The organism is Thermostichus sp. OS-CIW-31 (assembly GCF_054060305.1).
In genome coordinates, this window is the sequence record NZ_JBSSDA010000005.1 from 62,830 (window position 1) to 76,587 (window position 13,758).

The window sequence follows — 13,758 nt, forward strand, 5'->3', positions numbered from 1 at the left end:
AGTCCTACTCCAGAGCAGAGGAGCCAGCCTGGGAGCCTGAGATTCCTGACCCTGGAGATCCCGAAACCGGTGGGCTCTCCACCGCTGCGTAACCAGATTGACGGGGCCTGGAGAAGAACAGAGCTGTGCCCAGACAGCCCCAAATGACACAGGCGGCCATAACCCCCCGCTGCAAAGGCCCAAAGGGTGGGGAAGCGCTGGGGATCCCTTCTGTCTGAGGGAACTCCTCGCCCACCGGCACGTTGACCAACACCCCATGCCCCGCCTGGCGAATCCGCACCTGCCAGAGGCCCGTCAGGTTGGGATCCGGCTGCAGCAGAAATCGTCCCCGCGCATCCGTCTGTCCCTCCTGCCAAGGGGTAGTGGGATCCGTTGGCGCAAACACCGTTACCTGCGCAGAACGCATCGGTTCGCCAGAATCGTAGCGGGCCTGGATCTCAAAAGCGGGAACTGCCCGCCAAGAGGCCTCCACCCCGTGGCCCCAAGCGGGAGCAGACAGGAGCAGGCCGAAAGCCAGCAAGCTCAACCGTGCTCCGCATCGCTGACGCGACGCCGCAATCAGGCTCAGTCGGCAGGAAGGGATCCAAAGTTTTGGCCAGACTCGGTTCATTGGTTAGCTGAGGACAGACGACAATCTCTACGCTCTGCAGGCGACCGGTCTTAGAAAAGCCAAGACTTCAGGGCGAAGACTCTGTCTGGGCAGGGCCAGAGGCAGCGCGGCAGTGGCCTTCCCCCACATGGCCCAAGTGGTGCAGGATCTCCAATACGGCCTTAGCCGCAGGGGATCCCTCCTGCAGATCCCCCCAGTCCACTTCCAGAAGGTCGGATCCCCCCCCAGTGCTCCGCGCCGCCGACGCGGCCAGCCGCTGCTCCAGGGAGACAGGATCCAACTTCACCAAAGGGGCAAACCCCAGAGCTGCTTGATTGAGGCTGTCGTTGGGGGGCAAGCTTCCATCTCCAAACAGGTGGTCGAAATGGAAGGTGACCTCCAGATCTGCCACCTGGCCGACGCGCACAAAGCCTTTGCGCTCCTCCCCCACATACTCTCCGCAGGTGAAGGCCACCTCAGGGCTGAACTTGAGCACAAACGGAATCTCCCCAGCCCCTTCCTTTGTCGGTCGGGCTTGGCCTTCGATCCAGAGGGAATAGCCCTTTGCCGGCCCCTCCAGTGCTGGCACCAGCCGCCACCCCAGGGCGTTGTAGTGGCCAGGGGGTGCCTCTAGGGATCCCAGTAAGGCCCGCTCCGCCGGGGGAGCCGTGATCAAATCAACCGTGATGGGGCCGGAGAGGCTGACCAATGCCCGTGCCAGCAAATCTGCATTTCCTTCCGGATCAAAGGGCGGATCGGTTTGGTAGGCGGTTATGTCCGCCAGCGTCACGTACACGTGCTCAAAGCTCAGTTCCCAGCCGTCTTTGGAGACAAACCCCTCCCGAATGAAGTCCTCGCCGTTGGCCCAAAACTCCAGAGTACCCATCTCTGCCTTTGCTTGGGCTAGGGGTGCTTCCTGCCTGACCTTTTCCGCTCCAGCGTTAGAAGCCGGTCGGCAGGCGCCTAGAGAGAAGGCCAACCCAAGGGCCAGAAAGGGTAAAGCTAACCCCTTGCCCCAGGGATCCCTTGTTGAAGCACCAAGCCGAAATGGAGTGTGTTTCACCAGTTCCCCTGCCAAGGACTCGGTCCCGATGACGCAAACGGCACTGCTCTACCGAAACACAGGCTTCCCTGGTGTTACAATCCCCCACCAGGGCATCTGTAGGGCTATGCCTATGGCAAGGGCTACTCCTGCGCCAGATTCCCCGCCCGCACCCAACCTTCCTGCCCATTCTGACGGCGAATGCGCTGCCAACGGCCATCTTCGCTGAGGCCCAGCACCGTCACCACCTCGTTCATGGGCACACCACCAATGTAGGTTCCCTCCCGCTCTGGAGTGGCCCGCAGCGCCAGGCCAATGGGCTCGATCACCCGTCCCCGCTCACCTGGGGAAACCACTGCTGCCGTGGGGGGTCGAGTCGGCAAAGGAGTTGATTCAGGGTTGGGTTCAACCGTGGGAGCTGGAGAAGTTGAAGCTGAAGCACCATCCACAGGGCCCAAATTGCCAGCCCGCACCCAGCCCTCCTGTCCATTCAACTCCCGCCGCACCCGTTGCCAACGACCATCGGCGCTGTACTCCAACACCGTCACCGTTTCCCCCACCACAATTCCCCCTTGGTAGGCTCCATCGGCAGAAGGTTGGCTGCGGATGGCCAGGCCAATGGGCTCGATCACCCGCCCACGGCTGCCGGGGGGAAATCCCTCAGGGTCAACAGTGCCTGCAGCAGGGCCAGAGGGGGGAGAGGGAAAACTGGCTGGGCGGGGCAAGGGATCCAAGCGCACGGCCTGCGGAAATTGAGGCGGGGCAGGGGGGGCCAACATGGGGGCGACGAGCTGCCACAACTGCCAAGCCAAGGCGGCCAGAGCCCCAACCGAGACACTCACCACCACCAAGGTGCCCAAGGGAAAACCGCCAGAAGCAGGAGAAGAACGGCCTCGCATCGGGTAGTTAGCCATCCGAAATACCTTCCCGCAATGCTGCAGGCAAGAATCCGCAGAGAAGATGGGATCCCCGTCAAAACCGGGGATTTACGAAAGCCAGAGCACGACTGCTGCGCAACGCTGACGTGATTGCATCCCAATGTATCGTGTTCCGCAGCGCTCTTGCTAGGCCTGTGCAGAGGAACCGCAACGCTGACGGGGCGACGCGACCCCAGAGGGCAAGGGCGTCGGAGATTAGCTTCTACTTATTGGTGTTGGTGAACTTATTCTGCCAGTCGGTCGTCAAAATCTCTCGGCCAAATACCCATCCTGCCAGAAGGAGGGGCAGCGCCAAGCCCAGAAAGCCGAAAAGACTGACCACCTGAGCCACTTGCCGCTGGGCTTTTTTTCTCCTGGGATCCGGGATGTTGTTAGCAGCCAGCACCACTTTAGAACAAAAAGCCACCACCACCGCCCCCACCGGCCCCAAAACCAAAGAGGGCCACAGCCAAGCCGCCACTTGCGAGAATGCGTAGGCTCCGGTGAATGGGATAATCACGAAACAAGCCAACTCTAGGATCCCCCACGTGAAGAGGGCCAACCAGACATCTTTGCGGAAGACTTCATCGGGATTGGTGTACATAAGCCTCCGGGATAAACCGCCCACACTAAGGCCAGACCTCGAGACAGGAACGGAAGCGCCACGGCTTCCAGATTAACTCCAGGTGCTAAGGATCTTGCTTGACGGATCCTCCTTACGCTACTTTTCCCCTTGGGCAACTCAGTAAGAAGATAATGCCCAAGATTCTTGGATAAGCCTCCGTTGATTTACGCACAGGAGGGCGGCCTCGGCAAGGATAAACTCCCCGCGCGACCCCATACGTAAAGACTTGAAATAAGATTTAAGTGTTCAATCACTCATGAATTGCCTGCGCCTGTGGCCCTTTCCAGCCGAGGTTGGGGTCAAGCTTGCCCTGTTGAGAGGGCTCTTTATTCACCCGCGAGCCGAGGGCCCATCGCCTCTGCACGATTGTTGCCCATGAGCTGCCGAAGGGATCCCCACACCCCAACGCCCTGCAACCTTGTCTCCTGCTGACTTCGAGAGTGCCAAGCTGCCATGTCACGCATCCTCATCATCGATGATGATCCCAGCATTTGTGCTCTACTGCAGCGGTACTTGCAGCGGCAGGGGTATTCGGTTGAGGTGGCGATGACGGGGGCCGAGGGCTTACAGCAGTTGCGCGCTTTTCAGCCGGCCTTGGTAATTTTGGATCTGAACTTGCCGGATGTGAGCGGCTACGATCTCTGCCAGCAAATGCAAAAAGAGACCGGCGTGTACGTGTTGATGTTGACCAGCCGCGTCAGCCCTGCTGATAAGTTGCACGGATTCCAGTTGGGGGCAGATGACTACCTGACCAAGCCCTTCAGCCTGCCGGAGTTACAGGCGCGAGTGCAAGCCATTCTGCGGCGGCAACGCATGAAGACCGAAGTTGCCAGCGCACCGGTCTTGACCTTTGCCTCTTTGGTAATCGACCCGGAAACCCGAGCAGTCATCCGCGAGCAGCGCCTGATCAACTTAACAGCACTGGAGTTCGATTTGCTCTATGCTATGGCTCGACATCCGGGGCGGGTTTGGCGACGGGCTGAGCTGATTCAAGAGGTGTGGGATTTTAACCACGAGGGAGATGAACGGGTGGTCGATGTCCACATCGGCCAAATTCGCAAGAAGCTGGAAACCGATACCAGCCAACCGGAGTTGATCCGCACCGTGCGTGGAGTTGGCTACAAGTTTGAGCCCCCCGCTCCGAAGGAGGGATGGGGAGAGGAAAAACCTTAACCCCCAAATAACTCTCCCCTCTTCACGTTGGGAGAGGGGCCAGGGGTGAGGGCCCGTTAATCCAAGCGGCGGCCTGTCAAACGCACAAAAATGTCTTCTAAGTTGGCCGGGCGCACCATGAGGCCGGTTTTGTCGGGTTCTGCCTCCAACTGCCGCTGAGCTTCCGCCAAGCTGGGGAAAAAGGTGTACTCCACCTCCCGGCCAGGACAGGATCGCACCAGCAGGGCCTCTCCATACTTGGCCCGCAGTTGCTCGGTGCTGCCCAACTCGATCAACCTTCCCCCATCCATGATGCCGATGCGGTCGCACAGCTCTTCTGCCTCCTCCATGTAGTGGGTGGTAATCAGCAAGGTCATGCCCTGCCGATTGAGATCCCGCAAGATCTCCCACAACAGCCGCCGCGCCTGGGGATCCAACCCGACGGTGGGCTCGTCCAAAAACAAAATCTGGGGGCGATGCAGTAACGCCCTGGCCACCTGCAAGCGTCGTTTCATTCCCCCTGAGAGGGTTTTCACTTTGTCTTGCCGGCGATCCGCCAGCCGCACATACTCCAGCCATTCATCGATGCGCCGTTGCCGCTCTGGGTTGGGGATGTGGTGCATACGCCCGTGGAACTCCAGGTTTTCCCAAACGGTCAGCTCTGCCTCTAGGGTGATAGGCTGCAGAACTACGCCAATTTGCTGCCGCACCGCCACCGGATCCCGCACCACGTCATACCCCCCCACCCGGATGGATCCCTGGCTGGGTCGGGTAAGGCTAGTAAGCATGCGGATGGTGGTGGATTTGCCGGCGCCGTTGGGCCCCAACAGGGCAAACACTTCCCCCTGGGGGATCTGCAGGCTCAAATCTTGAACGGCAACCTGCTGCCCAAAGCGCTTCCACACCCCCTGCATTTCCACCGCCACCGTCTTGGTTTGGGGCAAGGTTGGGGCCGTCGAAAGAGCTGTCACAGTCCGCTCCGGTAAAGTGTAAAGAAATCTTTATTCTCCAGCATACGCCAGCCGTGTCAGCAAGCTGCAGGTCTTACCAGGGATCCCTGCTGCTGGCAGCAGTCTGGGTTGTCTCTTGAGCTTTTGCGTGGCTGTGATTTCGTTCTCTGGGGTTTTTCTCTGGATCTTGCAAAATAGTACACATTGCGTCTGAAGGGTGAACCGCACTCCCAAGACAACACCTGTACAGACTCTGGAAGGGGAAATTGGGCTGGATAGCTCATGGCATATCTGTACGTATCTGTACGTATGGGTAACAATAGAGACACAAGCTTGAGCGGTCTGGCTGTCAGACTGGGGCTTTCTTCTCAGTGAAGCGACCTCCCTCAGCGCCCACCGATACCCTCTACTAACCAATCTGAATCTGATCTGAGCAAAATGCAGAGCAAAGACCGGTTCGACCAAATTGACTTCCGGCTGGATCGCCTGGTTGGGGCTGTGTTGACCTTGGCCGAGACCGTCAGCTTCGTCAAGGATGACCTGACCCATCTGAAAGCCATTGTTCAACAACAGGTGCTGATATCCCAGGAGCAGAGCACTTGGCTGGGAGAGTTAAAGGCAATATGTCAACAGCAAGCCGATACAGCTCGTCGCCAATCTGAGACGATTGAGCGGATCATCGCCCATCTCCTGCCCACTCAGGATCCCAAGTCTTGAGGGATCCCAAAGGCAGCCTGGGGGCGTGCCACAATGGCAGCAGAGCTGAGGTTTTCCACCGTTGGAGTGCCAGGTTGCAGCAGCAGGACAGGGTTCTGTTGAGGCTGAGGAGCTGCTTGCTTTCTTTCGTTGCCGACGCTTGCCTTACCTGGATCGCTTTGGCCCTCAAGAGGCCAAGCTGCCGCCGGACAACCTGCTGGAGCAATGGCGGCGGGATCGCCAAGCCCTGGCAGCCGCTGTGTTTGAGCGATTCCCCGGAGAACGAATCGCGCCGGGCAATGAAGCTCTCTTGGCAGCCATGGCCGACGGGGCGGAGCGGATCTACGGCGGACGGATTGCCGCAGAGCTGTTTTGGCAACCGCAGGAAGATCTCAACTGTACTGCTGAGGCAGAGCTGTTGCAGCTTGCTTCTGAACCTGTCCCTCACTCCTCCTCTCCAAGGGATCCCATCCCTGCCCCAGAAGACTGCGAGATGGTGCCCGCTCTTGCGTTGCCGCCTGAAGCTGTTCCAGAGGGACGTTCAGTTTGGGTGAGCAGCTCCCTGGATCTGCTGATTCGGGATCCCGCTCTCGTTGGCAGAAGTCGCCACGCCGCCCGATCCTCTTACCTGCCGGTTCATATTCGTATCGGCAAACGCCCCAAACCGGAATACGAATTGTTGCTGGCTTTGCAGGCAGAGCTGCTCGGATCCCTGCAGGGAAACGTTCCCAAGCGGGGCATTTTGATCCTGAAAGATGGGAAGTGGCACCCCGTCCACCTGAGCCGCCGACGAGCACAGGTGCGGCAATTGCTGCAGGAGTACCTGCACTCCCTCAACCAGCCGGAACCACCGCAGGTGTTCATGGCCCGCAGCCGCTGCCATCTTTGCCACTGGCGGGAGCATTGTCGCCAGTTGAACGCCGCCGCTCAACCCCTCAGCCTGCTGCCGGGCGTAACGGGATCCCGCTATCCCCTTTTGCAAGAGGCGGGGATCCACTCGATTGAAGCCCTGGCCAACGCTCAGTTGGATAGGTTGCAAGCCATTCCCAAGTTGGGATCCGGCGTGGCCCTGCAACTGCAGCTGCAAGCCCGTGCCACCCTCAGCCGGCAGCCTCTCTGGATTCAATCCCCCCCGGAAACCCTGCCCACCACACCCGTAGAGCTGTACTTCGATATCGAGGCGGATCCCCGCCACAACGTCGCCTATCTGCTGGGCCTGCTGGTGGTGGAGCAAGCCGAGGGGAAAAAGGTTGCGAGCTATCACAGTTGCCTGGCCGCCGAGCCGCGGGAAGAAAGGCAAGCTTGGGAGCAATTCTTGCAACTGGCACAACGCTATCCTGACGCTCCCATCTACCACTTTCACGGCTTTGAAGTGCAGACCTGCCGACGGCTGGGGGAGCAATACCGCACGGATCCCCGACAGCTGCGGCAGTTGTTGCAGCGCTTTGTGGATTTACAGGCCTGGGTGCAACGCTCGGTGGTGCTGCCGATCGAGAGCTATTCCCTGAAAAACATCGCCCGCTGGTTGGGGTTTCAGTGGCGTCTGCCTGATGCCAATGGCGCCCAGTCCATTTATTGGTATAGCCAATGGCTGGAAACTCGGGAGCGCAGATATTTGGAGCACTCGCTTATCTACAACGAGGATGACTGCCGGGCTACCCACCGCCTAAAAGACTGGCTGTCCCAAGGAGTCCTCCATGCCGAATGATGCGAATAAATTGACAAAGACGGCCTATCCCCAGCCGCAAATGCCGCAGCTTGCGCTGCCGGTCTTGTGGTCAATGGCTGAGGCTTCGTTTAGAATTAGACAGGCCCATTTAGTTCATTAAGGGAATCCCATGCTGTTGAAATCTCATGAATCTCCTCGCCATCAGGGCAGAAACCGTCGCGGTCGTGGGGGATCGGCACGCAAGCGCCAACTGGACAAGCGGAACCGCGCCTTGATGCAACGATTACGACAACGAGAGCAAGCTCTCAACTCTCGATCTTCTCGGCGGGGGCAAGTTAACCCTGCCTTTTTTGTGCTTGCTTCTCCTTGGCCTGGCTACGGGGGATCCCGCTTGGCTGCGTAAACTACCCGGCTCCGACCGCTAAGCGGTACGGAGCGGGCTTTCAGTAGCCCTGAGCCTGCTCTGCTCTACCAGAGAACAAAACAGGCCCGAACCTCTAGGCTGGTTTACGGCAGCCCCCAAGAGCGCAATCACATTCGCACCATTCAAATCCGCATCCCCTTCCCATCCACAGTGCCCACACTTGAACGACTTACCACTGCGGTAGGATTGCGCAGGATCGGGATGGATGTGCAAACACCGGTGGCAGGTCTGCGACGTGTAGGCAGGCGGCACAAGAACCAGAGAAACCCCTGCAACCCTCGCCTTGTATTCCAGAAATTGACGTAGTTGGTAGAACGCCCAACTGTTGGCCCTGCGCCTTTCGGTTTTGCTGCGTGGCTGTTGATTGACCCTTTCCCGGATCCCTGTCAGGTCTTCCAGAGCGATAGCGCTGTTGGTAGCTTTTGCCCTAGAGACAATAGCTTTGGAGATGCGATGATTGACCCACGCCTGAAAGCGCCTCTCCTTGCCAGACAGCCGTTGCAGCAGTTGACGGCATCTGCGCCGCGAACTGCGTGTGCCCTTACTGGCTTTGCGTTGGAGTGCCGCCCTCAATCGAGAGTAGTGGTCTCGGACTCGGTTCAACTGCTGTCCATTCCAGTTATCCCCCTCTGACGTATGGGCAATATCTGTCCTTCCCAAGTCCACCCCCAGCACTCTACCCGTGCGTTGCGGTGGGGATGGCTCCGTTTCCACACAGATCTGAATAGAGTAGGAGCCGTCTTTACGCTTGACCAGAGTGGCAGATTTGGGATTGGAGCCCGCCAGCCGTTCTCTCTGGTAGCGGCCAATCGCCAGCTCAAAGCGCTCCCGACCCTCCACCGTGGTCAGCGACACCGACCAGTCTTTCTCGCGGAACGAAAAGATACGTGCATCGTAGGTAGCGAAGCCCCCCTTGAACGCTTTGACGGGGCGGTTTTTCTGTCGGGCAACTTTACGGGCGCCGGCCAGCCGTCTGCAGACCTGCTGGTCGCGTAAGCGGGACGTAGTCCTTGCCAAGTTACTGGACAAGCCGAACCGGGCACGGATTTCGCGGTAGCACAGAGACTGGAGCTTAACGGCGTTGGCGACTTTCTCGGGTGTGTTTTGGTTGACCCAGTTCAAGGCTTGGCCAAAAGCCTCCAAAGTCGCGTCCAATTTGGCGGCTTGCGACGGGGACACCTTGAGCTTGCAGGATACGGTCAGGACTTGGGTCATGGTTCTATTGTGACTTCCGCATTCCTCCCGGCACTGACCCTACGGGTACAGTGCGGGGCTCCTGCGATTTCTAGCTGATCCGCCCATTTCTTTCATGGCATCGAAGAATCGAAGAGTTTGCTTCTTGCGCCTTCAAGACAAAGACTGCACCCCTGCCGATAGATGCGGGTTTTGGCTGCGGGGCTCTGGATAGGTGGGAAACTCTCGGTCAATAGCGTAAACGGCTCAATTCCCGTCGCAGTCAGGATCGGGATGACAGGATTTGAACCTGCGGCCCTCTGCTCCCAAAGCAGATGCGCTACCAAGCTGCGCTACATCCCGGCTTAGCTTTTGTGATTATGCCAGATCCCCGCCTCTGATGCACACCCAAGCAGGGATCCCTCGCTCAAGGCAACAAGGGAAACAAACATTTGTCCAGGTCAGGACTTGAGCATCTTGGCCGGCATGACAATGAGGGTATTTCCCTGTCGCTCCACCACGTAGAGCTCCTGTCCGGCTTGGATTTCCAGGTTGGGAATGCTGCACTTGGCGTTCCAGGTGGAACCCAGATAAGAAACCCGCCCCCGTTCGCCTGGGGGAATGGGGGTGATTGCCCGCGCCTCGCGAGATTCCTCTACCTGAACCGATCCATGGGGCACCAGACGGCGACTGAGGATAATCAACACCACCGATGCCCCAATCCAGCTGGCAAATTGTACCCAGATCGGCAGCCCCAAATAAGCCAAAAGCCCTGCCAAGAGCGCCGCCAGCCCCACCGAGCCGGCAACCAATTCTGGCAAAAACAATTCGGCAGAAATGAGGACTAACCCTATGACGATCCAAGGCCAAACCATAGAATCCAGGGATCCCACCAAATTCAGTATGGCTCAAAACCCCTGGATCCTCAGCAGGGATCCCTTGTCCTTAGGGAGACTGGTTGGGGCTTACCCGCCCAAGCGGTAATTCTCCAAAAACTGCAGGGGATCCATCTCTTCCTGAGGGGAGCTTTTGGGTAGGTTCTTGGATTCGGCAATCCGCATCAAGGTCTCCCAGTCGGTGCTCATGACAAAGGCCACGGCTTGGCGAGCCGCCTCTCGGTGGGGGCAGTCCTCTCCCAAGACACAGCCATCTCGACAGAGGGTGGCGCAATCGTGCGCAGTGCTCCTGGGATCCGGGCCAGCCATGATGTCTTCCTCTCGGTGGGTTTCACGTTTTCTTTAGGATACCTGAAGAGAATCTTGCGCTTGCAGGAGATTTGGGTCAGGGCGGGTAGCTTGGATGAGGAGATGAGGCGACAAGACCTGTTCAAGCAAGAGGAGCCTTATGGAGTTTTCGCAATTGCAAGCGCTGGTGGATCGAGCGCTGGAAGACAAAAAGCTCACCCGCACAGAGGTGGATCAAATCGTCAACGCCATCCGGTCGGACGGCAAAATCTCCCCCGAAGAGATAGGCTTGCTGGAGTCCATTCGCGAAATGGTGCTCCGTCGGGAGATTCAGGTGGTGGAAACGGCAGATTGAGGGGCAGGGATCCCCTGTTGCAAGTAGAGGGTGACTTCGCTGCGATTGTGAAACAGGTGGCGGGCTCTCACCAGGGGGAAGGCACTACCCAAAATCTCCAGACTTTGCCGCAGCACCCGCAGGCGGTGTTGGTGGGGTAGCTTCAGGGTCATCACAGCTCTCCCTTGTGGCTGCAGATGGGGAGCAAAAGCCACCATCAGGTGGGCGGAAGCCGGGCCATCCATGCGCATGTCGTTGAGGATCAGGTGAAACCGGCCTGGGCCACGGGCCAGGTAGGCTTGGGCGCTGAGGCAATGGTGGCGGATCCCCGGATCTTGGCTGAGGCGCTCGTCCAAGTCCCCCGGATCCACTGCTGTGACCTGCTGGCCATATAGGCGCAAAATGCGCGACCATCCCCCCGGTGCTGCCCCCAGATCCAGAGCCTGTCCCCCCGGCACCAAGGGAATCTGAAACACCTGGATGGCCTCCAGCAGCTTAAACTCGGAGCGGCTGATTTGCTCTGGATCCCGCCGAAAGCGATGGATCCCACCGGCCCAGTTGGAGAGGTTCTGGGCAGCCAAGGATAGGCCCAGCCAAGCGCGAATGCCCATCGGTTGAGCCAGGATCACCACCGAGATCACCTGCTGTGGGTCTTTGACCTCCAGGGGGGATCCCACCGCCGCGATCACCTGTTCGGCCAGGGTTTCATTGACCTGGAAGGGCTTGAGAGCCGGCTCTCCAAACAGGCGCGTCTGAACCGAAAAGCTGAGGGCGGGGTCAATGGCTGCCAACATTTCCCCATCAAGGCGCAATTCAACTAAGGATCCCTCGGCCAGCCGCCGTTCTTGGTGAATGGGGCAGATGTGGCGTAAAAAAATGGGCGGGTCAGCTTGCCAAGCCTCAGCCAGGTCAGCAAATGAGCGTTGGCTGCACACCCATACCAAGCCAGGTGCTTCCTTTAGCCGCTGCACGGCAGCCTCTGGATCCGCAGCTTCTATCTCCCGGATCGCCAAATCCAGAAAATCTGGGTCAGCACTGCCCAGCCATGTATGGGTATCAGGGGGGAGAGGATTGCTCAACGGGCTCGCTGCCAACGCACGTAGGGTAAAGAAGCGGCTACTTGCTGAATCTGGGCTTGGGCGGCCAGCAGTTGTCCTGTGGCGTCCCAGGTGCCCTGCACCAGCATTTGCCAGGCTCCCTGGGGGATCTCCACAGCAGCGGTATTTGCCTCCCAGCGCACCTGTTTGTTGGGCAGATCCAGCGTCAACTGGAGCTGGGGATTTTCCGCCACCGCCTTCTGCAGGGCTTGAATCACAGCCGGGGGTGCCGTAACACAAGGGATCCCTAGAGCCAAGCAGTTGCCGAAGAAGATCTCGGCAAAGCTTTCGCCAATGAGGGCGCGGATCCCCCATTTGGCCAGCGCTTGGGGGGCATGCTCCCGGCTGGAGCCACAGCCAAAATTGGCATTGACCACGAGGATCTGGGCTCCCTGGTACTGGGGTTGATCGAAGGGGTGTTGGCCGGGATCCTGGGCGCGGTCGTCGGCAAACACGTGCTGGCCCAAGCCGTCGAAGGTGACGCACTTCAAAAAGCGGGCCGGGATAATCCGATCGGTGTCGATGTCGTTGCCCAGCAGGGGGATCCCTCGGCCTGTGACGGTCAAAACTTCGCTTGACATGGGAACTTCGATGAACTTCTGAACTCGATCTTTGGACTTGATCTGGAGATCGGCTTCAGGGGACTGGAATGCTCGGCAAAACCCTGCCCGGCTGCAGATGGGCCAGCCTCAACGACAAAAGGGGAAGGCTTGGCTCGGCTACCGGCGGTAAACCTGATTCTCCAAATTGCGCACCTGCCGCTCCAGCCGATCCAGCCGCCCCCGCAGCTCGTCCATTTCCGATTGGCGGGGCACGCCCAGATCCTGCAGGACGTTGCGCACCTGCCGCTGAACGTAGGATTCAAAGTTACTCTGCTCGGCCTTCACCTGGTTGAGCAGGTTGTTGATGACATTGGATGCCTCTTCTGGGTTGAGCTGCCCCTTCTGCACCAAGTCGTCGGCAGCCTTTCTCAACTGTTCTGCCAGCAGAGTGGTTGTGCCCACGCCCATTAGCAAGAGCTGACGTAAGATACTGTTGTTGTCCAATGCTGCCCTCCAAAGGACGCTTCGCGAACGGTACGGGCCTCCATGACTACCCATTTTCCTCAGTTTGCCCTCAACTTCGCAACCGGCTCGGCCAGTTTCTCCCTTTCGCCTGAGGCGGCACAACAATGGCACAAGGCTCTGCAAATCCTCTTGGAGCGACTCAAGATCCGTTCCCGACAGCAGCCTCAGGAGCCGGTTGAGTTTCGTTACCCTACTGAAGATTTCAGCTTGGAGATGTTCTGCAACCCCAACATCTGGGCTGGCCCCCACGCAGCCAAGGTGCTGGTGACTCTGAAAACCAAGGTGCTGCGCCTTTCCACCGAAGTGGAGTTCTCTCGCCTTCAAGAAGACCTCAGCCAATATCTGGAGTCCCTAACATGAGCGAAGATGCCCATGCTGCGGGAGAGGAGCCCGCGGCCATTACGGTGACGCAACTGCTGGACGAGCCGTCAGAGGGGATCCCCGGCCACTTGGAAGTGGTTGCCCTCACTTGGCACGACCGCCAGCGATCCCGGCAACGGCTGGTGAGCGACTGGGGCACCGAGATCCAGTTGATGCTGCCTCGGGGCACCCATCTTCACGATGGGGATCTGCTCTATGCGGATGCGCAGCGACACATTCGGGTCAAAGCCCAACCCGAACCGGTGCTCTTGATTCAACCTGAAAACCCCATCCAGATGGGCCAGGTGATTCATCAACTGGGCAATTGGCACCGCCCGGCCCACGTTTCTCTCCAAGGACAGATCCTGGCGCTGGCCGATGATCCGCTGCAGGACTGGCTGGCCCACATGGGGATCCCGTTTCGGTTGGAGATGGAGGTCTTCGAGCCCAACCTGTTGGCCCACAGCCATTAATTCGAC

The 13,758-nt window shown here is 58.9% G+C and carries 18 protein-coding genes and 1 tRNA gene; 7 read left to right on the plus strand and 12 right to left on the minus strand.

Annotation, left to right across the window (positions count from 1 at the left end; translation table 11 throughout):
• Positions 1 to 4: 4 nt before the first annotated feature.
• From ACVWY9_RS04590 to ACVWY9_RS04605, 4 genes are all read right to left on the minus strand, one after another.
• A complete protein-coding gene (locus ACVWY9_RS04590) occupies positions 5 to 526 on the minus strand; it encodes a hypothetical protein (protein ID WP_414342416.1) in 522 nt (173 codons plus the stop codon).
• Between the two features lie 151 nt (positions 527 to 677).
• The gene (locus ACVWY9_RS04595; protein WP_457387629.1) at positions 678 to 1,475 is read right to left on the minus strand and encodes a DUF4382 domain-containing protein; all 798 of its coding nucleotides are present in this window, start codon (positions 1,473 to 1,475) and stop codon (positions 678 to 680) included.
• A gap of 299 nt (positions 1,476 to 1,774) precedes the next feature.
• Entirely contained in the window at positions 1,775 to 2,545 is a 771-nt protein-coding gene (locus ACVWY9_RS04600; protein ID WP_414357377.1) for an SH3 domain-containing protein, read from the minus strand.
• A 226-nt stretch (positions 2,546 to 2,771) separates the two neighbouring features.
• Positions 2,772 to 3,152 carry a hypothetical protein gene (locus ACVWY9_RS04605; RefSeq protein ID WP_414349786.1) on the minus strand — a complete coding sequence of 127 codons (381 nt, stop codon included), beginning with the start codon at positions 3,150 to 3,152 and terminating at the stop codon, positions 2,772 to 2,774.
• Between the two features lie 474 nt (positions 3,153 to 3,626).
• Between ACVWY9_RS04605 and ACVWY9_RS04610 the strand changes: the two genes are divergently transcribed.
• On the plus strand, positions 3,627 to 4,346 hold the full coding sequence (locus ACVWY9_RS04610) for a response regulator transcription factor (protein ID WP_011433617.1): 720 nt from the start codon (positions 3,627 to 3,629) through the stop codon (positions 4,344 to 4,346).
• A 56-nt stretch (positions 4,347 to 4,402) separates the two neighbouring features.
• Here ACVWY9_RS04610 and ACVWY9_RS04615 read toward each other — a convergent pair whose 3' ends face one another.
• The gene (locus ACVWY9_RS04615) at positions 4,403 to 5,251 is read right to left on the minus strand and encodes an ABC transporter ATP-binding protein (RefSeq protein WP_011433616.1); all 849 of its coding nucleotides are present in this window, start codon (positions 5,249 to 5,251) and stop codon (positions 4,403 to 4,405) included.
• 462 nt (positions 5,252 to 5,713) lie between these two features.
• On the opposite strand from ACVWY9_RS04615, the gene ACVWY9_RS04620 reads away from it, so the two are divergent.
• The 3 genes from ACVWY9_RS04620 to ACVWY9_RS04630 all read left to right on the plus strand — a co-directional run bounded on the left by ACVWY9_RS04620 (position 5,714) and on the right by ACVWY9_RS04630 (position 8,043).
• Complete coding sequence (locus ACVWY9_RS04620) at positions 5,714 to 5,992, plus strand: hypothetical protein (RefSeq protein WP_414408827.1); 279 nt, start codon at positions 5,714 to 5,716, stop codon at positions 5,990 to 5,992.
• Between the two features lie 61 nt (positions 5,993 to 6,053).
• Positions 6,054 to 7,679 (plus strand): TM0106 family RecB-like putative nuclease, encoded by a 1,626-nt coding sequence (locus ACVWY9_RS04625; protein ID WP_457387630.1) that lies wholly within the window; start codon positions 6,054 to 6,056, stop codon positions 7,677 to 7,679.
• Positions 7,680 to 7,809: 130 nt separating this feature from the next.
• The gene (locus ACVWY9_RS04630) at positions 7,810 to 8,043 is read left to right on the plus strand and encodes a hypothetical protein (protein WP_457387631.1); all 234 of its coding nucleotides are present in this window, start codon (positions 7,810 to 7,812) and stop codon (positions 8,041 to 8,043) included.
• A gap of 18 nt (positions 8,044 to 8,061) precedes the next feature.
• On the opposite strand, the gene ACVWY9_RS04635 is transcribed toward ACVWY9_RS04630, so the two are convergent.
• The 4 genes from ACVWY9_RS04635 to ACVWY9_RS04650 form a co-directional block, all read right to left on the minus strand.
• Positions 8,062 to 9,279, minus strand: a complete 1,218-nt coding sequence (locus tag ACVWY9_RS04635; RefSeq protein ID WP_457387632.1) for an RNA-guided endonuclease InsQ/TnpB family protein — start codon at positions 9,277 to 9,279, stop codon at positions 8,062 to 8,064.
• Between the two features lie 247 nt (positions 9,280 to 9,526).
• Positions 9,527 to 9,600 (minus strand) — tRNA-Pro (locus ACVWY9_RS04640).
• A gap of 98 nt (positions 9,601 to 9,698) precedes the next feature.
• The gene (locus tag ACVWY9_RS04645) at positions 9,699 to 10,112 is read right to left on the minus strand and encodes an NfeD family protein (protein ID WP_414329493.1); all 414 of its coding nucleotides are present in this window, start codon (positions 10,110 to 10,112) and stop codon (positions 9,699 to 9,701) included.
• 90 nt (positions 10,113 to 10,202) lie between these two features.
• The gene (locus ACVWY9_RS04650) at positions 10,203 to 10,442 is read right to left on the minus strand and encodes a hypothetical protein (RefSeq protein ID WP_011433611.1); all 240 of its coding nucleotides are present in this window, start codon (positions 10,440 to 10,442) and stop codon (positions 10,203 to 10,205) included.
• A gap of 139 nt (positions 10,443 to 10,581) precedes the next feature.
• On the opposite strand from ACVWY9_RS04650, the gene ACVWY9_RS04655 reads away from it, so the two are divergent.
• Complete coding sequence (locus tag ACVWY9_RS04655) at positions 10,582 to 10,776, plus strand: hypothetical protein (RefSeq protein ID WP_011433610.1); 195 nt, start codon at positions 10,582 to 10,584, stop codon at positions 10,774 to 10,776.
• Here ACVWY9_RS04655 and ACVWY9_RS04660 read toward each other — a convergent pair.
• From ACVWY9_RS04660 to ACVWY9_RS04670, 3 genes are all read right to left on the minus strand, one after another.
• Positions 10,752 to 11,834, minus strand: coding sequence for an SAM-dependent methyltransferase (locus tag ACVWY9_RS04660; protein ID WP_457387633.1), 1,083 nt, complete (start codon positions 11,832 to 11,834; stop codon positions 10,752 to 10,754). The two genes, ACVWY9_RS04655 and ACVWY9_RS04660, sit on opposite strands and share 25 nt — an antisense overlap.
• The gene (gene leuD / locus ACVWY9_RS04665; RefSeq protein WP_414342404.1) at positions 11,831 to 12,433 is read right to left on the minus strand and encodes a 3-isopropylmalate dehydratase small subunit; all 603 of its coding nucleotides are present in this window, start codon (positions 12,431 to 12,433) and stop codon (positions 11,831 to 11,833) included. Before leuD ends, ACVWY9_RS04660 begins: the two co-directional genes overlap by 4 nt.
• 138 nt (positions 12,434 to 12,571) lie before the next feature.
• Positions 12,572 to 12,898 (minus strand): phasin family protein, encoded by a 327-nt coding sequence (locus ACVWY9_RS04670; protein ID WP_011433607.1) that lies wholly within the window; start codon positions 12,896 to 12,898, stop codon positions 12,572 to 12,574.
• A 42-nt stretch (positions 12,899 to 12,940) separates the two neighbouring features.
• Here ACVWY9_RS04670 and ACVWY9_RS04675 point away from each other — a divergent pair, with 42 nt between their 5' ends.
• Together ACVWY9_RS04675 and ACVWY9_RS04680 are read left to right on the plus strand one after the other, a co-directional pair.
• On the plus strand, positions 12,941 to 13,279 hold the full coding sequence (locus tag ACVWY9_RS04675) for a hypothetical protein (protein WP_011433606.1): 339 nt from the start codon (positions 12,941 to 12,943) through the stop codon (positions 13,277 to 13,279).
• Complete coding sequence (locus ACVWY9_RS04680) at positions 13,276 to 13,752, plus strand: urease accessory protein UreE (protein ID WP_457387634.1); 477 nt, start codon at positions 13,276 to 13,278, stop codon at positions 13,750 to 13,752. The genes ACVWY9_RS04675 and ACVWY9_RS04680 overlap by 4 nt, the downstream gene beginning before the upstream one ends.
• Positions 13,753 to 13,758: the final 6 nt, after the last annotated feature.